Below are 22,032 nucleotides of genomic sequence, written 5' to 3'. Positions count from 1 at the left end.
AGAGGCAGTGGGGCACGGCATGGCTGAGGAGAGCACGGATCACAGGTATCTGCTCGACAACCAGCAGTCGGAGGCAGGCGTCCGATTCGGCGCGCTGGCGGAGCTGTTCGATCCGGTGACGTTCCGGCACATCGACCGGATCGGCATCACCAGGGGCATGCGGTGCTGGGAGGTCGGGGCCGGGGGCCCCACCGTGCCCGCGGGCCTTGCCGAGCGGGTAGGAGCCGCGGGACGAGTGGTGTGCACCGACATTGATGTGTCCTGGGCCCAGGACGCGGCCTCCGATGTCGTCGAAGTCCTGCGCCACGACGTCGCGGCCGACCCTCCACCGCCGGGCGCTTTCGACCTGGTGCACGCCCGTCTGGTCCTGGTCCATGTCGTCGACCGGGCCGAGGCCCTGCGCCGCATGGTTCAGGCGCTGCGGCCCGGCGGCGTACTGCTTCTCGAGGACGCAGATCCGGGGCTGCAACCCCTGCTGTGCCCGGACGAGTCGGGCCCCGAACAGCGGCTGGCCAACCGTCTCCGCTCCGGGTTCCGTGAACTCATGGCGGCGCGGGGTGCGGATCTCTCGTACGGCCGGACGCTGCCCCGTCTGCTGCGCGAAGCCGGCCTGAGCGACGTACAGGCGGACGGGTACTTCCCGATCACTTCGCCTGCCTGCACCGTTCTTGAGGCGGCGACTGTCCGGCAGATCCGCGGCCGCCTTGTGGCTGCGGGGATCGCGACCGACGCGGATATCGATCGTCACCTGTCGAACGTGGCTACCGGGCAACTCGACCTGGCGACAGCCCCGATGGTGTCGGCCTGGGGCCGTCGCCCGTAACCGATGCCGTAAGGCCCCCTCCGGAACCGGCTCCTGGTACGGCCCTCTGAACCGTGGACCGGCCGACTCGACGCGAGCGGGTGTGATCCCGCACGAATCCGAGTAATCGGGTGGGACCTGTACGGGAGACCTGGGCCCAGGCCCAATCCCCCACCACCGCTGAGTACCGGGGCTCATGTCGCGGGATCAGCGGCGCGGTTGAGTGGCCACATGTCCGAAACCGACGCTGACACCGAGTTCGGCTCCCACACCGCACCGGACACCCGTGCGGAACGCGCTTGGGTCGCACCGCTGATATCCACGCTCATCACAGTGCCGTGTGGCGTCTTCGCCCTCGGCATGGTCGGCCTCTCCCCGATGGCTTGCGACTCCTGCAGTGATGCCGAACTCAAGCGGTTCGACCCCAGCTACTCCACCGGCCTCATCGTATTCCTGGTCGGCCTCCTGCTCCCCCTGGGACTTCTGCTCGCGAGCTGGTCCCTGCCGTGGCAGCAACGCAATAACGACCGACGCCTGCTCCTCTCCCTCGGCGCCCCGGTGTCCCTGCTCCTTGTCTTCCTGCTGTTCCGTGGGTTGGTCGACTGGCCCTGAATCCCGGACCGTGAATGCATGAGGCCGACGTCCGGAAGCCGTGGGCGGGGAAAAGCAGAGGGAACGAGTCAAGGGACAACGCACAAGGGACAGGCTTGCCCCGACCGGTGTGCGCGCAGCGAGACGAGTCGTAACCCGTGTCCAGCCCGGATGCACTCAGTAGGATCCGGGTGTGAACAGCAAGGGGTGGGGAGCCCTGTATGGACTGTGCTTCGCTGTCGCGATCGGTTGGGGGGCGACCGGGCTTGTCGAGGGCGGGTGCGAATGGGCTCAGACCGGTCAACGTGTCGAGTGCGTGGTGCCGGACGGCTACGGCTGGTATTCCGCCGTCGTCTTCGTCGCGACGCTTTCATTCCCTCCACTGTGCTGGTTGGTGATCCGCACCGACGACTGGCGACCGTCGTTGGGATTCTCCGTCGGTGCTGCAATCGCCTTCGGGATCACCCTGTCCATGGGCACCACTCGAGGATTTCTGATTCTGGCGGCGGTCGAGGCGATATTCGCCGTGGCAGCGCCGTTGATTCTCAGGAGAGCCGGGCGGGCGAAGGCACGGGCGGAGAAGAACAGCACCTCCGCCACGTTGCCTTGAACGTTCGGATTCGCAGCCCGGAGGAGCGGAGTTGGGCGGGACGCAGGCTGAGGCGCCCCGGTGAACACCGGGCGTCACGACTGAAACTCCCACGCCGGCTGCGGCACCGCCTTCCACGAATTTTCTGAATCCTGACGGTTCCGTCATGGAATTGGATGACATAAAAAAGCGCCCCCAAGCTCTCTCGGCTTACGGTCGCTGGCTAGAAAATAAAGCAGTGGCAACAAAGGTGCATCGAGATGGTTTCGCAAATGGGGAAATGGCCAAAACCTTCTACTTCTAAGGCCTATCGGAAGACAGCGAGTACCCCGAAGGAGATTCGATAAGTATGGGCGCTCACGGGAACGCTAAACTACTTATTGTTGCAGGCTGCATTTCCCTTTTCACCTTCGCTGCGAGCGCATGTACCTCTAAGCATGCTGAAGAGTCTCCCAGCCGGCCCGCGGCACCCCCTTCGAGGAGTTCGGGCATGGGAGATGGAGAGTTGCGTTCAGCGGCCCAGAAGATGCTTCCGAGAATTGAATCCAGTCAAAAACTGATATCTGCTGGATCGAAAAAAATAACAACTTCGGAAATGCTAACAATACCATCCGAACAAGGTAAAGTGAGTTTCGAGGTAGCCTGCGCAGGCAATGGTAGCTTTGATATCATGCGCACAACCAGGAAGCCACATTCCGGAGATATTCCTACTGTGGAATGCGACGGAAAGTCGCAAGGGTTCATTTTCCAAGGTGGCGACCTCGAAGAACTCACTCTTCAAGCCTATGGCGAAACGTCGGGCATAGCGGCCTGGCGCTTCACGAAAGAGCGCTGACTCCAAGACTCGTCGACCTGGCCTCGACTTCGCCCCCGCGAACAAGGGTGCTGAATGCGACTGCCCCTCGCAGCTCCTCGCCGAGGCGACCACGTTCGGCGAATAGAAACCGTCGACGAGCGACATGTTTGCGACGTCGACATTGAGAGGCTCAGTAACACGGCCCACGGCCCAGAAAAAGCTCACGCCCCACCGGAAAAATCCGGCAGGGCATGAGCCACACATGGGGTGGTGGAGATGGCGGGAATCGAACCCGCGTCCAGCGGTGCAGAACCAGGGCTTCTCCGAGCGCAGTTCGCTGCGATTTTCTCGGCCCCGGAGATCTCGCGAACAAGTCTCCGACAGGCCCAGTCACTGTTTGATTTCCCACTGATCCCCGTGACCGGGACCAGTGGTTTAGTTCCCTAGATTATGCCAGGATCCGGGTCGGGAACTTCCCCGGGCTGACACCCATTTAGGGTCCTTCAGTCACTGCTTATTAGGCAGCGAGAGCGAAGGACTGGGAATCGCGCTTAGAATTGGCGATTATTTTTTGCGACATATGGTTTACGAGATCATTGCCGCTTCCTCGGCTCGCTTCACCTGTTTCAACAGTCGCTGTCGAAACCGATCATCCCCATGTTGATTTTTCAAGGTGGTACCGCGCCCCGTGGGGTGCAGTGCCATCGTACGTGACCAACGTGCGACGGTGCCACTGTATTCCCCGCAGGTCGCCCCGGACCGCAGGGCCGGTCAGGCACCCGCAGGTCAGGCCCGCTGCTTCCTGCGGACCGCCGATACCGCCCGGTCCGTCTCACGGCGGTCCTGCTTCTCGCGCAGGGTCTGCCGCTTGTCGTACTCCTTCTTGCCCTTGGCCAGCGCGATCTCGACCTTGGCCCGGCCGTCCTTGAAGTACAGCGCCAGGGGCACGATCGTGTGGCCCGACTCCTGCGCCTTGGACTCCAGCTTGTCGATCTCCATGCGGTGCATCAGCAGCTTCCGCTTGCGGCGCGCGCTGTGGTTGGTCCAGGTGCCCTGCGTGTACTCGGGTACGTGGACGTTGTACAGCCACGCCTCGTGGTTCTCGATCTGCACGAAGCCGTCGACCAGGGACGTCCGGCCCATCCGCAGGGATTTCACCTCGGTCCCCGTCAGGACCAGTCCGCACTCGTACGTGTCGAGGATGAGGTAGTCGTGCCGTGCCTTTTTGTGCTGGGCGATCATCTTTCGCCCTGTTTCCTTAGCCATAGTGCGTCCATTTTCGCACTAAGCCCCTCCCCCGAGGCCACTCAATACTGTCTCGGCTCTCGACTCGGCCCGATCGCCCGCCGTGACATCCGGTGAGATGCCCTGTCCGTCGACGCTGCGGCCCGCCGGCGTCCGGTAGTGGCCGACGGTGAGCTCCGCCACCGCTCCGCCCGGCAGCGCGCTCGGCATCTGCACCGAGCCCTTGCCGAAAGTGCGGGTGCCGACCGTGACGGCCCGGCCCCGGTCCTGGAGGGCGCCCGTGAGCAGCTCCGCCGCGCTCATGGTGCCGCCGTCGATCAGGACGACGAGCGGCCGGCCCGTGTCGCCGCCCGGCCGTGCGTAGAGGGCGTGCTGGTCGCCGTGGACGTCGTACGTCGCCACCAGGCCGCCGTCCAGGAGCGCTGAGGCCGCTGTGGTGGCCTCAGCGACCAGGCCGCCGCTGTTGCCGCGGAGGTCCAGCAGGATGCCGCCGCCCGCGGGGGCGGACGCGACGGCCCTGTCCACTCGTGCGCCCGAGCCCTTGGTGAATGCGGTGACCTTGATCAGTGTCGCCCGGCCGGGCAGCCGCGCGACAGTGACGGGCTCGGTGGTGAGTCTGGCCCTGTGCAGCGTCCTCGTCACCGTGCCGGTGCCCCGCCTGACGCCGACGATCACCGGCGTGCCGGGGACGGACGCGCTCTCGCCGCCGCGCAGCTGTGCGATCACATCGGTGACCGGTCGGGTGCCGACCTGACGGCCGTCGATCGTGCGGAGCAGGTCGCCCGCCCGGAGGCCGGCTCGGGCGGCGGGGCCGCCGGGCTGGACCCTGGCCACCTCGATCCGGCCGTCGCGGCCGCGCCTGGCCCACAGGCCGACGCCGGTGTACTCGCCGTCGAGGGAGTCCACGAACTTCTGGTAGTCGGTCCGGTCGTACACGGCGCCCCATCGGTCACCGCTGCGGCTGACGACTCCCTCGGCGGCCTGCGTGCCGGACTTTCCGTCGGCGGCCGCTTCCGAGGCCGCCCTGGCGAGCTTCCGGCTGTCGATGGTGGTCGAGGCGTTACGGGTACGGGCGGGCCGGGGAGTCTGCTCGTCGCCTGGAAGGGAGTTGGTGACCGCCGCTGTGGCGAGCACACTCACGAAGACCAAAGTCAGAGCCGCCCCGCGGCGAAGGCTGCGGGGCGGCGAAACGAATTCCGGGCCTGACATGGCGACCACTGTAGACCGATGCCCGTGCGCCTTATGGGGCGTTCACCCCACGGCGCACGGGGCGTGTCTCACACCTTCAGGTACTTGCGCAACGCGAAGAGCGCGGCCAGCGCCGGCATCAGCAGCCCGATCGCGAGCACCAGGGGCAGCTTCGACAGCACAGCGTCCCAGCCGATGAAGTCGATCAGGTTCAGCTTCTCGTGCAGGGCGAGTCCGTGGTCGATCAGGAAGTACCGGCCGACGAGCAGCATGCCGCAGGCCACAAGCCCGCCCAGCAGACCGGCGAACGCGGCCTCCATGATGAACGGCATCTGGATGTAGAAACTGGACGCGCCCACCAGGCGCATGATCCCGGTCTCGCGTCTGCGGCTGAACGCCGATACGCGCACGGTGTTGACGATCAGCATCAGCGCGATCACCAGCATCAGGGCCATCACACAGAGTGCGGCCACATTCATACCGTTGAGGAGCGCGAAGAGGTTCTCCAGGATGCCGCGCTGGTCCTGGACGGTCATGACGCCGTCCCGGCCGGCGAACGCGGTCGCGATCACCTTGTACTTGGTGGGGTCCTTGAGCTTGACGCGGAACGACGACTGGAGCTGGTCCGGCGTGATGGAGCCCGTCATCGGGGCGCCCTTGAACTCCTGCTGGTAGTGCTTGTACGCCTCGTCGGTGCTCTCGTAACTCACCTTCTGGACAAGGTCGGTCATCTTGTTCAGATCGGTCTCGATCGACTTCTTCTGCTCCTCGGTCACCGGACCCTTGGCGCACTTCGGGGTGGATTCCACATCCCCCTTGGAGCAGAGGAAGATCGAGACGTTGACCTTGTCGTACCAGTAGCCCTTCATCGTGTTCACCTGGTCGCGCATGAGCAGCGAGCCACCGAACAGGGCGAGGGACAGGGCGACGGAGACGATGACCGCGAAGGTCATCGTGAGATTGCGGCGGAGACCCACGCCGATCTCCGACAGGACGAACTGGGCGCGCATGGCGTCCTTTCAGTGCTGGTAGCCGTAGACGCCGCGCGACTGGTCGCGTACGAGTCGGCCCTTCTCAAGTTCAATGACGCGCTTGCGCATCTGGTCGACGATCTGCTGGTCGTGGGTGGCCATCACCACAGTGGTTCCGGTGCGGTTGATGCGGTCCAGCAGCTTCATGATGCCGACGGAGGTCTGCGGGTCGAGGTTGCCGGTCGGCTCGTCCGCGATCAGCAGCATGGGGCGGTTGACGAAGGCCCGCGCGATGGCGACGCGCTGCTGTTCACCGCCGGAGAGCTCACCTGGCATCCGGTCTTCCTTGCCGCCGAGTCCGACCAGGTCGAGGACCTGGGGCACGGCCTTGCGGATCTCGCCGCGCGGCTTGCCGATGACCTCCTGCGCGAACGCCACGTTCTCCGCGACGGTCTTGTTGGGCAGCAGGCGGAAGTCCTGGAAGACCGTGCCGAGCTGGCGGCGCATCTGCGGCACCTTCCAGTTCGACAGGCGTGCGAGGTCCTTACCGAGGACGTGCACCATGCCGTGGCTGGTGCGCTCCTCGCGCAGGACGAGCCTCAGAAAAGTCGACTTGCCTGAACCGGAGGAACCCACCAGGAAGACGAACTCCCCCTTCTCGATCTCAAGGGAGACATCCCGCAGGGCGGGGCGGTTCTGCTTGGGGTAGGTCTTGGAGACGTTGTCGAATCGGATCACGAGTGCACCACGTCGGCCGGGAATAGGTGAGCGTGACATTACGCGAAGCCGGTGCGCGCCCGCATGCAGCATCGGCCGATGCGTGATATGTCCGCGTTGGCCCCGGGTACGGACCGGGCGGAATCCGTCGGGGCGCGCCGAAACGCGCGTGAGCTGGCACAGTGGTAAGGGGAACAGTTGCGGTCCGCCGGGCGTTGTCGGAAGTGACAGCGCGTGGAACGGCTCCGCCGCATGGGAGGAGTGCGCATGACCTACGACCGATTGGTGTGCGCCAATTGCGCGTCCCCTGTGAGTGAGGGCCGCTGCCGGGTATGCCGGGCCAGCCGAGAGCGCCTCCAGCAGGAAGAAGGCCCCTTCGGCGGACTGAGCCCGGTGGCGTTGATAGGCGCGCTGATAGTGCTGGTGGCGGCGTTGGTCCTGCTCGCACACCAGACCGTCTGACCGACTGCCTCTTTTGCCGACCGTCTGACCGATCGCCTCTTACACGTTCTGAATCCGTCCAACGCTCCGCCGTCCGACCGCGTCTCAGTTTTGGGCGCCGGGTTTTGGGCGTCAGGTTTTGGGCGTCGGAAAGTTTCAGCGCTCCCGCGGGCCAGCACCTGGCACGGGGAAGGGCCCCGGGTTCCCATTCGGAACCCGGGGCCCTTCCGCGTACGCGCTGAACTCCTAGGCGAGGTTCCCGCCACGGCCGGCGAGACGCGGCAGCATACGGAAGCCGATGCCACCCGCGATCATCGTCGCGGCGCCGATGATCAGGAATGTGGTCTCACCCGCACCGGTCTCGGCGAGCTCCTGCTTGGGCTTGCCCTGCTCGACCGGCTGAGAGCCGAGGTTGTCCGGCTGGGTGCCGGTGTTGGAACCGCCGGTCGTGGCCGAGCCGCCCGTGGACCCGGAGGTGCCGCTGGTGCTCGAACCACTGGTGGTCGAACCACTCGTGGTCGAGCCGCCGGTCTGGCCCTGGTCGGTCGAACCGCCGTCCTGACCCTGGTCCGTGGAACCGCCGTCCTGACCCTGATCGGTCGAACCGCCGTCCTGACCCTGGTCCGTGGAACCGCCGTCCTGACCCTGATCGGTCGAACCGCCGTCCTGACCCTGATCGGTCGAGCCGCCGTCCTGACCCTGGTCCGTGGAACCGCCGTCCTGACCCTGATCGGTCGAACCGCCGTCCTGACCCTGGTCCGTGGAACCGCCGTCCTGACCCTGATCGGTCGAACCGCCGTCCTGACCCTGGTCCGTCGAGCCACCGTCCTGACCCTGATCGGTCGAACCGCCGTCCTGACCCTGGTCCGTCGAACCGCCGTCCTGACCCTGATCGGTCGAACCGCCGTCGACACCACCGATCGGGTTGGTGCCACCGTCCGTACCGCCGTCATCGCCCGCCGTCTGGACGGACACGTCCGCGCCGGGAAGCGAGACGTCGATACCTGCGGCCTGTGCCGCGCCCGCGGCGGTCAGCGAGGCGCCTGCGGCGATCACTGCGCCCGCAGCTATGCGCGCTACGCGAATCCGCGTCTTCTTGGTCATCTGGCTGCTACCCCCAGTAGCTCATTGTCAATGGTGCAGCGCACGGGGCAGGCAGTCCGCAGGGAGTGTGTGGTCCGTCCCCCCGATCACACGCGCCCCAGAATTACGCATGCCGCGTGTCACTTTTCCCACTTTTAAAGACCGCGTCAAGGCCGTTGCGGGCGCGATGCCTGAAATGCAGCGACTTGCCCGGCGTACGGGAATACGACTGTGACGCATTAGAAGAACTGCCGTCCCCAGGACGGCAGTTCCCCTACTGACTATGTCGATAAAGCGCCGGTTGACCGGCGCTTGTGCAGCGGTCTACTTCTCCTGCTGCTTGCGCCAGCGAATTCCGGCCTCCAGGAAGCCGTCGATCTCGCCGTCGAGCACCGCCTGCGGGTTGCCGACCTCGTACTCCGTACGGAGGTCCTTGACCATCTGGTAGGGGTGCAGGACGTACGAACGCATCTGGTTGCCCCAGGAGTTGCCGCCGTCGCCCTTGAGCGAGTCCATCAGCGCCTGCTCCTCCTGGCGGCGGCGCTCCAGGAGCTTCGCCTGCAGGACGTTCATGGCGCTGGCCTTGTTCTGGATCTGCGACCGCTCGTTCTGACAGGAGACGACGATGCCGGTGGGGATGTGGGTCAGCCGGACCGCCGAGTCGGTGGTGTTGACGCCCTGGCCACCGGGGCCCGAGGCGCGGTAGACGTCCACGCGCAGCTCGGTCTCGTCGATCTCGATGTGGTCGGTCTTCTCCACGACCGGGAGCACCTCGACACCCGCGAAGGAGGTCTGGCGGCGGCCCTGGTTGTCGAAGGGCGAGATACGCACCAGCCGGTGGGTGCCCATCTCGACGGAGAGCGTGCCGTACGCGTAGGGCGCCTTCACGACGAAGGTGGTCGACTTGATGCCGGCCTCCTCCGCGTACGACGTCTCGTAGACCTCGGTGCCGTAGCCGTGCCGCTCGGACCAGCGGAGGTACATGCGCTGGAGCTGCTCGGCGAAGTCCGCGGCGTCGACGCCGCCGGCCTCGGCGCGGATGTTGACGAGTGCCTCGCGGGCGTCGTACTCACCGGAGAGGAGGGTGCGCACCTCCATCTCGTCGAGCGCCTTGCGCACCGCGAGCAGCTCCGACTCGGCCTCGGCGAGGGTGTCGGCGTCGTCCTCGGCCTCGGCGAGCTCGAAGAGCACACTCAGGTCGTCGATCCGTCCGCGCAGCGTCGCGGTCTTGCGGACCTCGGCCTGCGCGTGCGAAAGCTTGCTGGTGATCTTCTGCGCCTCTTCGGGGTCGTCCCACAGGGACGGCGCCGCGGCCTGCTCCTCAAGCACGGCGATATCGGCCCTCAGCTTGTCGAGGTCCAGGACGGCCTCGATCGACCCCATGGTCGAGGAGAGGGACTTCAGCTCTTCGGATACATCGACGACTGCCACGCCACCAGCGTAACGGCTTGGAGCGGGGACGGTCTCCGGCCCTTCGGATCGAACCTGGAGGACGGCGTGATCGGCCGGGCGGGTCCGCCGGTGCCCCTACGGTCCGGACGGCGCCGACTGGTGGCTGTCCTGGGGGGCCCGCCCGCCGTCGTCGCCCGACGACGTGGCCAGCCAGCCGCCGACGCCCACCGCGGCGGCGATCACGAGGGCCGCCGCGCCCAGCTTGATGCGGCGCTTGCGCACCGCCTCGGCGGTGGAACGGTGGCGGGCGGAGCCCGGCCTGCTCGGGGAGCGGGGGGCGCGGGCCGTGCCCAGGGGGCCACCGGCCAGCTCGTCGGGGGCCGGGACACGCATGCTCGTGTGGGTGTCCCGGTTGGAGTCCGCCGATGAGCCGGGGACGAGCGGGACAGCGCCGCGTCGGCGGGTCTCGGTGGGCGCGGCCGGTTCGTACGCCTTCTCCTCGTACGGCTGCTCCCCTGGCTCCGAGTCGTCCGGCTCGTCCACGTCGAGCGGTGGGATGCCGGCGAGGTGCGGGAGCTGTTCACGCAGCCGCTCGCCGAGCTCCGAAGCGCGCAGCCGGGACGCGGGGGCCTTGGCCAGGCACTGGACCAGCAGCTGCCAGAGGTCGTCGGGGATGCCGGGGAGCGGCACCACCGTTTCCGTGACGTGGCGGCGCAGGACGGCGCCCGGGTGTCCGCCGCCGAAGGGGGTGAAGCCCGCGAGGAGTTCGTAGAGGACCGTCGCCAGCGCGTAGATGTCGACGGACGCGCGCGGCGGCAGGCCTTCGATGATCTCGGGGGCGAGGTAGTCGGGGGTACCGATGATCTTCGAGGCCTGCGGGCGGCCGGGGCCGGCCGGGCCCGCGGGGAGCGCCCGGCGCGGGGCGTCGATCAGCTTGGCCACACCGAAGTCCGTGAGCAGCGCGGGGTGGGAGCCACCGGGGCCGAGTGGGCCCTGCATGTCGAGCAGGATGTTCTCGGGCTTGACGTCGCGGTGCACGACGCCCGCGGAGTGCGCGGCGGCGAGGCCGTCCGCGATGTCCGCGACGATGGCCACGGCAGCCTCGGGACGCAGGCGGCGCTCGCGGTCGAGCCGGGTGCGCAGATCGGTGCCGCGGACCAGGTCCATCACGAGGGCGAGGTCGTTGCCGTCCACGACGAGGTCCCGGACGGCGACGACGTGCGGGTGGTCCAGGCCGAGCAGCGCGGTGCGCTCCTGCACGAAGCGGCCGACGAGCTCCTGGTCGGCAGCGAGGTCCTCACGCAGCAGCTTGACGGCGACGGGCCCCGATGGCCCCTCACCCAGCCACACCGTGCCGGCGCTCCCCCGCCCCAGGATCTGGTGCGCGGTGTACCGGCTGCCGATCTTCCGTGCCAAGACTGCTCCCTCAGCGGCTGGCGCTGTGCCTGTCCGGGGCTGCTGCTCCGTGGACAGGCGCAGGGTCCCGGGCGGTCCCCGGCTCCCCAAAATACGCGGGCATCGGGGTGTTCAGTGCCCCGGATGGCACGAACCCTCACTTCTGCGGGGGTATTTCATTCCGCAGAAGTCGACATGTATACAGACAGGCCGTCCGGTACGGCCCCGGGAGAGGGCCGCGGGTGCGGGCGACGGAACCGGACCGTGCTGTCAGTTCCCGGACCCGCCGAGGCCCTTGACGAAGTCCCGGACCGAGTCGAAGCCGGAGGAGATCTCCGAGATGAAGCTCTTGGAGGTGCCGATCCAGTCCTGCAGCGGCGTCAGTTCCCAGATCAGCCAGGACCCCACGAAGAGGATGACGACCATGACGAGGCAGCCCTTCAGGCAGCCGAGTCCGGGGATCTTCATCGGGTTGGCGCTGCGCTGCCTCGGCGGCCGGGGCTCGCGCGGGGCGGGCGCCGGGGGCTGCTGCGGCGGTGCGTACTGCTGCTGCGGAGGCTGCTGGGGCCGGTGCTGCGGCGCGTACTGCTGGGGCTGCTGGGGTGCGTACTGCTGCGGCCGCTGCTGCTGGGGCGGGTACTGCTGCGGCTGCCGGTCGCGCGGGGGCTGTTGCTGCTGGGGCCGCTGCGGGCGGCGGCGCAGCGGGTCCTGCTCGGGGGCCAGGTACTGCACCTGGGTCTGCTCGCTGCGGTCGCGGGCCGCGCTGAGCTGGCTCTGCCAGGGGTGCGGCTGCTCGGGCTGGTCCGGCGAGCGGCCCGGCACGGGCGGCATCACCGCGGTCGGGTCCGCGGCGCCGGGCCCGCCCGGGGCCGCGCCGGTGCTCGGCAGCACGCTGGTGTGCGCGTTCGGGTCGTACCCGCCCGCGTTGTTCGGCAGGACCTGGGTGGGGTCGGCGGCGCCGGGCGTCCCGGGGACCTCGGCGGGCGCCGGGTCCGGTGCGAGCAGTGCGCCCACACCGAGAGCTGCGGCGACCTGCGCGGGGGTGGCGTGCACGCCGATCCCCCCGGCCACGGTACGAAGTCCGCGGGCCAGGTTCTCGGCGCTGGGGCGGCGGTCCGGGTCCTTGCTCAGGCAGCGCTCTATGACGGTCCACAGCGCTTCGGGGACGGTGGTGGGCCTGCGCGGGTCCTCGTTGAGGTGGCGCTGGAGGACCTCCAGGGCCGTGCCGCCCGCGAACGGGGGCCGTCCGGTGACCAGTTCGTACAGCAGGATGCCCGCGCCGTAGATGTCGACCGCGGACGTCTGCGGGCGGCCCTCGGCGGACTCCGGTGCGACGTAGGCGGGCGTGCCGACGAATTCATGGGTACGGGTGAGGCCCGGCGAGTCCGCGAGGCGTGCGATGCCGAAGTCGGTGAGCATCGGGTGCATCTGACCATCGGCGTCCTGCTTGACCAGCACGTTCGCGGGCTTCAGGTCGCGGTGGACGACCCCGTCGGCGTGGCTGGCGGCGAGTGCGTCGGCGATCTGGGCGGTGAGCAGTGCGGCGGCCACCGGGCTGAAGGGACCGTTGTCCCGCAGGTAGCGGTGCAGATCGGGGCCGTCGATCAGGTCCATGACGAGGGCGAGCAGATCGCCCTCGACGACGAGGTCCCGGGTCCGCACGATGTTCGGGTGGGTCAGCCGCAGCAGGACGGAGCGCTCCCGCAGGAAGCGCATCACCACGTCCGGGTCGCTCGCCAGCTCCTCCTTGAGGACCTTGATCGCCACCGTCTCGCCGGGCTGGCCCGCGACGGCCGCCTCGGCGCCCGCGGTCTCCCGCTGGCTGGCGCGCCAGACGGTGCCCGTGGCGCCGCGTCCCAGCGGCTCCTCGAGCAGGTACTTGCTGCCTACGGGCCGCACGTCATGCGCTCCCTGTGATCGTCGTCCTTTGCCTGGTCCACCGGCCCCCCGCCCGGATGTCCGCCCCACTCTAGTGCCGCCCGCGGGGGCACTGGCCGACGATCTTCCGGAGCCGCTCCCGCCGTGTTCCCGATGGTGACCGGGCCGGCGTCGCGCAGGGTGTTCCAGCTGTGTTCGAAGAGAAGACGCGAACACCGTCCAGATGGTTGCCGCGGCGTACCTCCTGGCAGGTCAGGCGCGATCCCAACCAGGCACTTTTACGTCCAGAGCCGACCATTCAAGATCACTTGGCAGTGACCGCCGGGCGTGTTGTCAGTGGCAGATGCGAGGATGCCTCCAGCACGGAGTTGTGGGGTCGGGAGTCCCGCGATCCGTGCCGACCTGCCGGGTGGGGGAGATCACAGGGCGGCTCCTGCCAGGCACCCTCCGCAGAAGGGACCGCTGACGGCTATGCAGATCCGGCTGACCGTCCTCGCGCCGCGAAGCGGCCGATCCGCGTCCGGGACGCGCTCCTGCGACGTGCTCGTCACCGCCCCCGCCGGGGCCGCGCTCGCCACCGTCGCGTCCGGGCTCGCCACTGCTGTCGCCGGTCCTGAAGGCCCGGGGTCCGGCAGCGTGGTGCTGTACGCGGGCGGGCACCGGCTCGACCTGCAGCGCTCCGCGCTCGGTGAGCCCCCGCTGGTGGACGGCGCAGTGCTCTCCCTCCAGGTCCCGGCCGACGAGGCCGACGGCGGCGACGATTCCGCCACCCAGCTGCACGTGGTCGCGGGGCCGGACGCGGGCGGTGTCCATCTGCTGCACGGCGGCCGCATCCGTATCGGACGCTCCGCCGAAGCGGACGTCCCGCTGGACGACCCGGACGTCTCGCGGATGCACTGCACCGTGACGGTGGAGCAGGACGGCCGGGTGTCGGTCACCGATCTCGGCTCGACGAACGGCACGACGCTGGACGGTTCGGGCGTCGGCGGCGACCCGGTCCGGGTGACTCCGGGGTCCCTGCTCCGGATCGGTGAGTCGGCACTGCGGATCACCCCGGCGGCCGGCGGGCCCCACAGCGGCGAGGTGGCGGCGGTCCCGGACGGCGAGGGCCATCTGCGCGTCGCCCTCGACCGCGCGGCCCAGCACCCGGACAGCGGCGCCCGGGGCGGTGGTCCCACCACGACCGGCGCCGGCACGGGCTTCATCGGCGGCGCGTCCGCCGGTCCCGGCGCGGCCGCTCGTCGCGGACCGGACGCGCAGGCCGCCCCGGGGACAGGCTCACCGGGGCCGGCTGCGCCGGGCGGCTACGGGGCCGCCCGTGACACACCCGCCCAGCGGCCGGCGGAGCAGCCGCGTTACGGGTCGGTGCCCGCTCAGGGCACCGGTCCCGAAGGGCACCCGGCCCACGCCGACGCCCGCATCCCGGAGCAGGGCGGCGCGCCGGGGTCCCGCCGTGCCGGCGCGGCGGACGCCCAGCAGCAGCACGACCCGTACAGCAACCTCTACGACGAAGCGGCGGCCGCCTACGCCCAGGACCCGGGGTTCACCTCCCGGGGCCGCCAGGGCACGCCCCCGCGCGGCACCAAGCTGCGGCCCGACCGTGGTGCGGAGTCCCACGAGCGCGCATCGGACGGCTTCGACGAGGGCCCCACCCGCGGCACCGGCCCGTCCGCTGAAGGCCGGTCCGACGGGAGCGGTGCACGTGAGGCCGGCGGCGTCCCCGGCGCGGACGACGGCGCGCGCAGGCGGGGCGGTATAGGGGCCTGGGCACGCAGGCTCGCCGGTGCCAGGCCCGAAGCCGTACACGTGGACCCGCCACCGCCCACGGCCGGCTCCGCCGGCACCGCCCCCGCCCGTGCAAGCGCGGTCCCGGGCGCGGACATCTGGCCCGATCCGGCCGCGCTGCTGCTCACCGCGCTCGGTCCCGGCCCCAGGCTGTGGGAGCGCACGGCAGACCACGGTGAGGCTCTCGTCATCCGGCTCGGCACAGCAGACAGGACCGGCCCCAACGGCGTCGGGGTGGTGCCGGCCGTGCCGGTGACCGTCTCGCTGCGCGAGGCCGGTTCACTCGGGCTCGCGGGCCCGCGCGACCGGCTCGCCGGGCTGGCCCGTTCGGCGGTCGCCCAGCTCGCGGCCCTGCACTCCCCCACCGATCTGGAGATCGTGCTGATCAGCACGGACCGGGCACGCCCGCTGGAGGCGCGCAGGTCCGACTGGGGCTGGCTCGGCTGGCTGCCGCATGTGCGGCCCGCCCACGGCCAGGACTGCCGGCTCCTGCTGGCGTACGACAGGGACCAGGCGGCCGCCCGCACGGCCGAGCTGGTACGCCGCCTGGACGACGGCCCGCTCGGCACCGGCTGGGCCTCGGCCGACGCCGGGGCCGTCTCGGCCGCGGCCGAGCGGTACGACGGCCCGAACACCGTACTGATCGTGGACGGTGACCCCGGCTCGGCCGCACTGCGCGAGACCACCGCACGGCTGGCTTCGGCGGGCACCGCCTGCGGAGTCCACGTCCTCTGTCTGGCCGAGACGGCTCCCGCGTCCCCCGCGTCCCCGCTGGAGACGACCTACGAGGCGGCCTGCGCGGCCTCTCTCGCCTTCCGCGAATGCGGCGCCGCCGCTCTGCTGAGCGGCGATGTGGCCACCGCGCTGCGGCTGCTGCGCACCACGCGCGGCATCCATCCGGTGACCGGCGGCGGACAGGCGGCGAACCGCGGCACCTTCGCGGTGGTCGACGCGGTGTCGGCGGCCTGGGCCGAGCGGTTCGGCCGGGCACTGGCACCGCTGCGCGCGGACGCGTCGGCCGACGCCACCCCGGCCCGGCAGGCGGCGGCGCTGCCGCCGTCGGCCCGGCTGCTCGACGAGCTGGGACTGGCCCGCGCCACCCCCGCGTCCCTGATGGCCCGCTGGGCCACGGCGGCCGAAGCCACGGCTGTGCTCGGCGCGGGACCACGCGGTCCCGTCACCGTGGACCTGGCCACCGAGGGACCGCACCTGCTGATCGAGGGCCCCGCGGGCAGCGGGCGTACGGAGCTGCTGCGCGCCGCCGCGGCCTCGCTGGCGGCAGCCGCCCGGCCGGACCGGCTCGGGCTGATCCTGGTCGACGGCGCGGGCGGCGAGCGCGGTGACGGCCTGCGGGCCTGCACCGAGCTGCCGCACGCATCGACCTATCTGGTGGCGTCCGACCCGGTCCGGATGCGGGAGTTCGCGCAGGCACTCGGCGCCGAGCTGAAGCGCCGGGCCGAGCTGGTGGGTTCGGGCGGTTTCGCCGAGTGGCACCGCACCCGTGAGCTGGCGGAGCGGCTGGTCGGCCAGCGGCAGCCCAGCCCCACCGAGCAGGGCGGCGACATCGACCCGTCGAACACCGGGACGCTGCGGCTGCGTCAGTCCGGTCCGCGTGCGGACCCGATGCCCGGTCCCACGCCGCTCCCCCGGCTGGTCGTCATCGTCGACGACTTCGACGCGCTGGTCGCACCGGCGCTCGGCAGCCCCGGACGCCCCACGGCCGGTTCGGTCGTGCGGGCGCTGGAGGCGGTGGCCAGGGACGGTGAGCGTCTCGGCGTCCACCTGATCGCGGCTTCCGCCCGGCCCGACCGTACGGCCGACACCGAGCTGGCCAGGATCAGCCGGCTGCGGGTGGTCCTGGACGCTCCGCCGTCCTCCACCACGCCGGACGCGCCGTCGCCCGGCCGGGGCAGACTGGGCCGCCCCGACCGCGGGGTGACCCCGTTCCAGGGCGGCAGGGTGACCGGCCGCATCCCGCGTACGGCGACGCTGCGCCCCACTGTCGTGCCCCTGGAGTGGGAGCGGATGGGCGACCCGCCGGCCCGTCGGCCCGTACGTGAACTCGGAAACGGGCCAACGGACTTGGCCCTGCTGGCCAGCGCCCTGGAGCGGGCCGCCAGGTCGGTGGACGCGGTGTCCATAGCCTCCCTGAATGTCTGACGTAACGTCACAGGCCCATCACGATCGGATACTTGACCCGATGCCTGGTATTGCGGCGCCGGAGTGACCCGGCGTAGGACTGTGCTCACGGGACAACGGCGTCGCCGATGTCATGGGCGCGCCGACCGCACGCGCATGGGAGAGGTCGGGGCAGATGCGCACAACAGGCACAGCTCTACGTTCACGCAGGACCGTTCTGGCAGTGGTGGCCGCGGGCTCGCTCGTTCTCGCCGCGGGATGCGGCAGCGACAGCGACGGCAAGAAGGACAGCGGGGGCGGCAAACCGGCGGGGAGCGGGGCGTCCGCCTCCGGTGTCGTGCTGCCCAAGCTGAGCGGTACGAAGCTCGAAGTGGCCGCTGTATGGACCGGCCCCGAGCAGGCGAACTTCATCAAGGTGCTGAAGGAGTTCGAGAAGCGGACGGGAGCTTCGGTCACCTTCGTGCCCGCACAGGACCCGATCGTCAACTTCCTCGGGACGAAGATCGCCGGTGGCGCCCCGCCGGACGTGGCGATGATGCCCCAGGTCGGCGCGATCACCCAGGCCGTGGCGAAGAAGTGGGCCAAGCCGGCCGGTCCGGGCGCGCAGGCGCAGCTGGACAAGAACTACTCGCAGGTCTGGAAGGACCTCGGCGCGGTCGGCGGCAAGCAGTACGGCGTGTACTTCAAGGCCGCCAACAAGTCGCTGGTCTGGTACAACACCAAGGTTCTGCAGAACGCCGGAGCGAGCGAGCCCAAGACCTGGCCGGACTTCCTCAAGACCGCGGAGACCGTCTCGGCCTCGGGCGTCACACCGGTATCGGTGGGCGGCGCGGACGGCTGGACGCTGACCGACTGGTTCGAGAACGTCTATCTCTCGCAGGCGGGCCCGGACAAGTACGACCAGCTCGCCCAGCACAAGATCAAGTGGACGGACCCGTCGGTCAAGGCGGCGCTGACCACGCTCGCCCAGCTCTTCGGCAAGCCGTCGCTCATCTCGGGCGGTGCGGACGGAGCGCTCCAGACCGAGTTCCCGGCATCGGTCACCCAGACCTTCACCGGCGGTGACCAGCCCAAGGGCGCGATGGTCTTCGAGGGCGACTTCGCGCAGACCAACATCGCCCAGACCAAGGCGAAGGTGGGGACCGACGCGAAGGTCTTCCCGTTCCCCGCGGTGGGCGCCAAGGCCCCGGTGGTGACCGGGGGCGACGCCGCGGTGATCCTCAAGGACTCCAAGGGCGCACAGGCCCTGCTGACCTGGCTGGCCTCCACGGACGCGGCGAAGATCGCCGCCGGGTCGGGCGGCTTCGTATCGCCCAACAAGGGCCTGGATCTGTCGGCCTACCCCAACGACGTGCAGCGCACGATCGCCAAGGCACTGGTCGCGGCGGGTGACGACATCCGCTTCGACATGTCGGACCAGGCACCGCAGTCCTTCGGCGGTACGCCGGGCAAGGGTGAGTGGAAGGACCTCCAGGACTTCCTGAAGAACCCGAAGGACATCGCGGGGACCCAGCAGAAGCTGGAGTCCGACGCGGCCAAGGCGTACAAGAACTGACGCCGCGATGACTTCCGCTGTCGCGGGGGGTGCCCTCGACGGGGCGCCCCCCGCCGGAAAGCCGCACAAGAGCGTGACAGGCACACGTAAAGTCCTGGCGGTGGCGTTCCTGCTGCCCGCCCTGGTGCTGCTCGGCGCGCTCGTGGTCTACCCGATCGGGTACTCGGTCTACCGGTCCTTCTTCGACCAGGCAGGCTCCAGCTTCATCGGCATCGACAACTACAAGACCCTCTTCACCGACGACGCGATCCGCACCGCGATCAAGAACACCGCGATCTGGGTCGTGGTGGCACCGACCGTCGCCACGGTGCTCGGCCTGATCTTCGCCGTACTCACCGAGCGGGTCCGCTGGGGGACGGCGTTCAAGCTGGTCGTCTTCATGCCGATGGCCATCTCGATGCTCGCGGCGGGAATCATCTTCCGGCTGGTGTACGAAGAGGACCCGGGGCGCGGTGTGGCCAACGCCGTCTGGGTGGGGGTGCACGACACCTTCGCGGAGTCGGCCGGGTATCCGGGGGCACATCCGCTGCCGGTGGCCCCGCTGAAGTCCGGCGGCGGTGGCGCGTTCCTCACCAAGCAGCCGGTGCACGCGGGCACCCCGGTCCGGCTGCCGCTCGTCGGCGTCCTGCCGACGAAAATGCCGTCGTCGGCGAAACCGGCGGCGGCGCCGAAGGCAGCCGCCGGATCGGTGACCGGCACCGCCTGGCTGGACTTCACCCTGGGCGGGGGCGGCAAGCCGAACGTCATAGACCCCAAAGAGCTGGGCCTCAAGGGCGTCACGGTCGAGGCCGTGAAGGGCGGCAAGGTGGTGGCGAGCGCCAGGGCCGCGCCCAACGGCACGTTCACCCTGCCCGCGAAGGCCGACGGGGCGCTGCTCCGGCTGCCCGACTCGAACTTCCGCGAACCGTACAACGGCGTCAACTGGCTCGGACCCACCCTGGTCACCCCGTCGATCATCGGCAGTTACGTCTGGATGTGGGCCGGCTTCGCGATGGTCCTGATCGCGGCGGGGCTAGCCGGTCTCCCGCGGGAACTCCTCGAACAGGCCCGGGTGGACGGGGCCAGTGAGTGGCAGGTCTTCCGCAGGATCACCATTCCGCTGCTCGCCCCGGTGCTCGCGGTGGTGCTGGTCACGCTGATGATCAACGTCCTGAAGATCTTCGACCTGGTCTTCATCGTGGCACCGGGCTCCTCACAGGACGACGCGAACGTCCTGGCGCTCCAGCTCTACCGCTCGTCCTTCGGTACCGACGCGGATCTGGGCACCGGCAGTGCCATCGCCGTACTGCTGCTGCTCCTGGTCGTCCCGATCATGCTCGTCAACATCCGCAGGATGCGGAAGGAGGGGCGCCGATGACCGCCGAAGCGCAGGTGCCCGCACCCCGGACACCCGAAGAGCGGCTCCCCGCAGCCGAGGCGGTGAAGGCCAGGGAACCGCTGGCCTCCCGGATCGCCGCCCGCGCGGGGGGCACGGCGATGCGGGTCTTCCTCGTACTGGTCGGCCTGTTCTGGCTGATGCCGACGATCGGCCTGCTGCTCTCCTCACTGCGCGGGCCGTCCGACATCGCGGCGTCCGGCTGGTGGAAGATCTTCACCGCCCCGTCGCAGCTGACCTTCGACAACTACTCCAAGATCCTCGACAACAAGGTCATCACCGACTCGCTGCTCAGCACAGTCATGATCACCGTCCCGGCGACCCTGCTGGTGGTGGTCATCGGTTCGCTGGCCGCGTACGCCTTCGCCTGGATGGACTTCCCCGGCCGCGACTGGTGGTTCCTGATCGTGGTCGGTCTGCTGGTCGTCCCGGTCCAGGTGGCCCTGATCCCGGTCTCGAAGCTGTTCGGCGAGATCGGGCTCTTCGAGACCACGGCGGGGGTGGTCCTCTTCCATGTGGCGTTCGGGCTGCCCTTCGCGATCTTCCTGCTGCGCAACTTCTTCGCGGAGATCCCGAGGGAGCTCCTGGAGGCGGCGCGGCTGGACGGGGCCGGAGAGATCCGGCTGTTCACCCGGGTCGTCATGCCGCTCGGCGGCCCGGCCATCGCCTCGCTCGGGATCTTCCAGTTCCTCTGGGTGTGGAACGACATGCTGGTGGCTCTGATCTTCGCGGACTCCAAGCACCCGCCGATCACCGTCGCGCTCCAGCAGCAGGTCAGGCAGTTCGGCAACAACATCGATGTACTGGCACCCGGCGCGTTCATCTCGATGGTGATCCCGCTGGCGGTGTTCTTCGCGTTCCAGCGGCAGTTCGTCAACGGCGTCATGGCGGGCGCGGTCAAGTAGCCGGGGCCGGCCGTCGGGCGGCCCCGGTCGGCCGCCGGTGGGGAACCGGTCACGACCGGGCGGGCCCGCTCTCCGGACATCCGGGGGCGGGCCCGTCGCGCTGCGTGACGCCGGGCGCCGGCGGGTTCCGTACGCCGGGCCCGAGGTTCAGTACGCCAGAACCGCGGGCCCCGTACGCCGGAGCCGGCGGCGGGCGTCTGCCCGAACGGGTGGTTCGGGCGGCCGGTGGGGGCTCCGGCGCAACTGCGACATCACGCCTTCGTTAAGCCTGACATGGCCTTTTGATCACGATGTGCCATCCCCCCACGTGAGAGAGCCCCCCATGCACAGGCACGAATTTCTGCAGCGGCTGCACGCGGTCCTGAAGCCGCGCACCTATCTGGAGATCGGGACCAATGACGGGCGCAGCCTCGCCCTCTCCCGCGTCCCCAGTATCGCGGTCGACCCGTCCCCGAAGATCCGGACGAAGCTGCACTGCGACCTCCAGCTGGTCACGTCGACGAGCGACTCCTTCTTCTCCGGCCGGCAGCCGATGGGCCATCTCATGAGCGGCCGCAACCCGCTCCGCAACGCCCGCCGCGGCCGCCCGCTGTTCGGTGCGTACACCGGCTCGAACCGGGTCGACCTGGCATTCATCGACGGGATGCACCTGTTCGAGTACGCGCTGCGCGACTTCATCAACACCGAGCGGTTCAGCAGCTGGTCGAGCGTGGTGGTCCTCGACGACATGCTCCCGCGCAACCAGGCGGAAGCCGTCCGGGAACGGGTGACGCCGTCCGGTCCGTGGACCGGGGACGTCTACAAGTTCATCCCGGTGGTGGCCGCGCACCGGCCCGACCTGATCACCGTCCAGGTCGACACCCAGCCGACCGGTGTCTTCCTGGTGTTCGGCATGGACCCCGCCAACACCGTCCTCAAGGACGGGTACGACGCGATCGTCCAGGAGTGGGTGACACCGGACCCGCAGAAGGTCCCGGAGGCGTTGCTGGAGCGGGTGGAGGCCGTCGAGCCCGAGGCCCTGCTCGGCTCGCGCATCTGGCCGGTCCTGGCACGCAGGCGGCGGGGGCGCGCCGCCGGCCTGCGGACGGTACGCGGGGAGCTCGCGGCGCTGCGCGGTTACTGATCCGCTCGCCGGCGACCGGAGCCGCCGGGCAGCACGCCGGCGGTGTGCGGGGCGCGGAGGGT

At 69.6% G+C, this 22,032-nt stretch carries 18 protein-coding genes and 1 other RNA gene; 10 read left to right on the top strand and 9 right to left on the bottom strand.

Annotated features, from left to right (window positions below; translation table 11 throughout):
- The first annotated feature begins 19 nt into the window (after positions 1-19).
- From OG584_RS22220 to OG584_RS22205, 4 genes are all read left to right on the top strand, one after another.
- Entirely contained in the window at positions 20-823 is an 804-nt protein-coding gene (locus tag OG584_RS22220; RefSeq protein ID WP_405780337.1) for a class I SAM-dependent methyltransferase, read from the top strand.
- A gap of 210 nt (positions 824-1,033) precedes the next feature.
- Positions 1,034-1,414: a hypothetical protein gene (locus OG584_RS22215; protein ID WP_405780336.1), complete on the top strand. Its 381-nt coding sequence runs from the start codon at positions 1,034-1,036 to the stop codon at positions 1,412-1,414.
- Between the two features lie 172 nt (positions 1,415-1,586).
- On the top strand, positions 1,587-2,003 hold the full coding sequence (locus tag OG584_RS22210) for a hypothetical protein (RefSeq protein ID WP_405780335.1): 417 nt from the start codon (positions 1,587-1,589) through the stop codon (positions 2,001-2,003).
- 469 nt (positions 2,004-2,472) lie between these two features.
- The gene (locus tag OG584_RS22205; RefSeq protein WP_405780333.1) at positions 2,473-2,817 is read left to right on the top strand and encodes a hypothetical protein; all 345 of its coding nucleotides are present in this window, start codon (positions 2,473-2,475) and stop codon (positions 2,815-2,817) included.
- 229 nt (positions 2,818-3,046) lie between these two features.
- On the opposite strand, the gene ssrA is transcribed toward OG584_RS22205, so the two are convergent.
- The 5 genes from ssrA to ftsE form a co-directional block, all read right to left on the bottom strand.
- Positions 3,047-3,435, bottom strand: a transfer-messenger RNA (tmRNA) gene (gene ssrA, locus OG584_RS22200).
- A 129-nt stretch (positions 3,436-3,564) separates the two neighbouring features.
- Positions 3,565-4,044, bottom strand: a complete 480-nt coding sequence (smpB, locus tag OG584_RS22195) for an SsrA-binding protein SmpB (RefSeq protein ID WP_405780331.1) — start codon at positions 4,042-4,044, stop codon at positions 3,565-3,567.
- A gap of 18 nt (positions 4,045-4,062) precedes the next feature.
- Positions 4,063-5,232: a S41 family peptidase gene (locus OG584_RS22190; RefSeq protein WP_405780330.1), complete on the bottom strand. Its 1,170-nt coding sequence runs from the start codon at positions 5,230-5,232 to the stop codon at positions 4,063-4,065.
- Positions 5,233-5,300: 68 nt separating this feature from the next.
- Positions 5,301-6,221 (bottom strand): permease-like cell division protein FtsX, encoded by a 921-nt coding sequence (ftsX, locus tag OG584_RS22185; RefSeq protein WP_327297304.1) that lies wholly within the window; start codon positions 6,219-6,221, stop codon positions 5,301-5,303.
- Between the two features lie 9 nt (positions 6,222-6,230).
- Complete coding sequence (ftsE, locus tag OG584_RS22180) at positions 6,231-6,920, bottom strand: cell division ATP-binding protein FtsE (protein ID WP_164266073.1); 690 nt, start codon at positions 6,918-6,920, stop codon at positions 6,231-6,233.
- Positions 6,921-7,166: 246 nt separating this feature from the next.
- On the opposite strand from ftsE, the gene OG584_RS22175 reads away from it, so the two are divergent.
- Positions 7,167-7,361: a hypothetical protein gene (locus OG584_RS22175; RefSeq protein WP_405780328.1), complete on the top strand. Its 195-nt coding sequence runs from the start codon at positions 7,167-7,169 to the stop codon at positions 7,359-7,361.
- Between the two features lie 225 nt (positions 7,362-7,586).
- Here OG584_RS22175 and OG584_RS22170 read toward each other — a convergent pair whose 3' ends face one another.
- The 4 genes from OG584_RS22170 to OG584_RS22155 all read right to left on the bottom strand — a co-directional run bounded on the left by OG584_RS22170 (position 7,587) and on the right by OG584_RS22155 (position 13,109).
- Positions 7,587-8,444, bottom strand: a complete 858-nt coding sequence (locus OG584_RS22170; RefSeq protein WP_405780325.1) for a hypothetical protein — start codon at positions 8,442-8,444, stop codon at positions 7,587-7,589.
- 303 nt (positions 8,445-8,747) lie between these two features.
- Complete coding sequence (gene prfB, locus OG584_RS22165) at positions 8,748-9,854, bottom strand: peptide chain release factor 2 (RefSeq protein ID WP_405780323.1); 1,107 nt, start codon at positions 9,852-9,854, stop codon at positions 8,748-8,750.
- A 96-nt stretch (positions 9,855-9,950) separates the two neighbouring features.
- The gene (locus OG584_RS22160; RefSeq protein ID WP_405780321.1) at positions 9,951-11,231 is read right to left on the bottom strand and encodes a serine/threonine-protein kinase; all 1,281 of its coding nucleotides are present in this window, start codon (positions 11,229-11,231) and stop codon (positions 9,951-9,953) included.
- Between the two features lie 249 nt (positions 11,232-11,480).
- The gene (locus tag OG584_RS22155) at positions 11,481-13,109 is read right to left on the bottom strand and encodes a protein kinase domain-containing protein (protein ID WP_405780319.1); all 1,629 of its coding nucleotides are present in this window, start codon (positions 13,107-13,109) and stop codon (positions 11,481-11,483) included.
- A 450-nt stretch (positions 13,110-13,559) separates the two neighbouring features.
- Between OG584_RS22155 and OG584_RS22150 the strand changes: the two genes are divergently transcribed.
- The 5 genes from OG584_RS22150 (at position 13,560) to OG584_RS22130 (ending at position 21,970) form a co-directional block, all read left to right on the top strand.
- Positions 13,560-17,033, top strand: coding sequence for an FHA domain-containing protein (locus OG584_RS22150; RefSeq protein ID WP_405780317.1), 3,474 nt, complete (start codon positions 13,560-13,562; stop codon positions 17,031-17,033).
- A gap of 154 nt (positions 17,034-17,187) precedes the next feature.
- Entirely contained in the window at positions 17,188-18,567 is a 1,380-nt protein-coding gene (locus OG584_RS22145; protein ID WP_405780315.1) for an ABC transporter substrate-binding protein, read from the top strand.
- Between the two features lie 7 nt (positions 18,568-18,574).
- Positions 18,575-19,924 (top strand): carbohydrate ABC transporter permease, encoded by a 1,350-nt coding sequence (locus OG584_RS22140; protein WP_405780314.1) that lies wholly within the window; start codon positions 18,575-18,577, stop codon positions 19,922-19,924.
- The gene (locus OG584_RS22135) at positions 19,921-20,847 is read left to right on the top strand and encodes a carbohydrate ABC transporter permease (protein ID WP_405780312.1); all 927 of its coding nucleotides are present in this window, start codon (positions 19,921-19,923) and stop codon (positions 20,845-20,847) included. Before OG584_RS22140 ends, OG584_RS22135 begins: the two co-directional genes overlap by 4 nt.
- A 322-nt stretch (positions 20,848-21,169) precedes the next feature.
- Complete coding sequence (locus OG584_RS22130) at positions 21,170-21,970, top strand: class I SAM-dependent methyltransferase (protein ID WP_405780311.1); 801 nt, start codon at positions 21,170-21,172, stop codon at positions 21,968-21,970.
- Positions 21,971-22,032 lie beyond the last annotated feature (62 nt).

Origin of the sequence: Streptomyces sp. NBC_00859, from assembly GCF_045161865.1 — a bacterium.
Lineage (GTDB): Bacteria > Actinomycetota > Actinomycetes > Streptomycetales > Streptomycetaceae > Streptomyces.
This window is presented reverse-complemented; position numbering and strand designations above follow the sequence as displayed.

Coding starts and splice junctions, on each gene's coding strand:
- OG584_RS22220 (WP_405780337.1), top strand. CDS start 20: ATGGCTGAGGAGAGCACGGATCACAGGTATCTGCTCGACAACCAGCAG.
- OG584_RS22215 (WP_405780336.1), top strand. CDS start 1,034: ATGTCCGAAACCGACGCTGACACCGAGTTCGGCTCCCACACCGCACCG.
- OG584_RS22205 (WP_405780333.1), top strand. CDS start 2,473: ATGGGAGATGGAGAGTTGCGTTCAGCGGCCCAGAAGATGCTTCCGAGA.
- smpB (WP_405780331.1), bottom strand. CDS start 4,044: ATGGCTAAGGAAACAGGGCGAAAGATGATCGCCCAGCACAAAAAGGCA.
- OG584_RS22190 (WP_405780330.1), bottom strand. CDS start 5,232: ATGTCAGGCCCGGAATTCGTTTCGCCGCCCCGCAGCCTTCGCCGCGGG.
- ftsX (WP_327297304.1), bottom strand. CDS start 6,221: ATGCGCGCCCAGTTCGTCCTGTCGGAGATCGGCGTGGGTCTCCGCCGC.
- OG584_RS22175 (WP_405780328.1), top strand. CDS start 7,167: ATGACCTACGACCGATTGGTGTGCGCCAATTGCGCGTCCCCTGTGAGT.
- OG584_RS22170 (WP_405780325.1), bottom strand. CDS start 8,444: ATGACCAAGAAGACGCGGATTCGCGTAGCGCGCATAGCTGCGGGCGCA.
- OG584_RS22150 (WP_405780317.1), top strand. CDS start 13,560: ATGCAGATCCGGCTGACCGTCCTCGCGCCGCGAAGCGGCCGATCCGCG.
- OG584_RS22145 (WP_405780315.1), top strand. CDS start 17,188: ATGCGCACAACAGGCACAGCTCTACGTTCACGCAGGACCGTTCTGGCA.
- OG584_RS22140 (WP_405780314.1), top strand. CDS start 18,575: ATGACTTCCGCTGTCGCGGGGGGTGCCCTCGACGGGGCGCCCCCCGCC.
- OG584_RS22135 (WP_405780312.1), top strand. CDS start 19,921: ATGACCGCCGAAGCGCAGGTGCCCGCACCCCGGACACCCGAAGAGCGG.
- OG584_RS22130 (WP_405780311.1), top strand. CDS start 21,170: ATGCACAGGCACGAATTTCTGCAGCGGCTGCACGCGGTCCTGAAGCCG.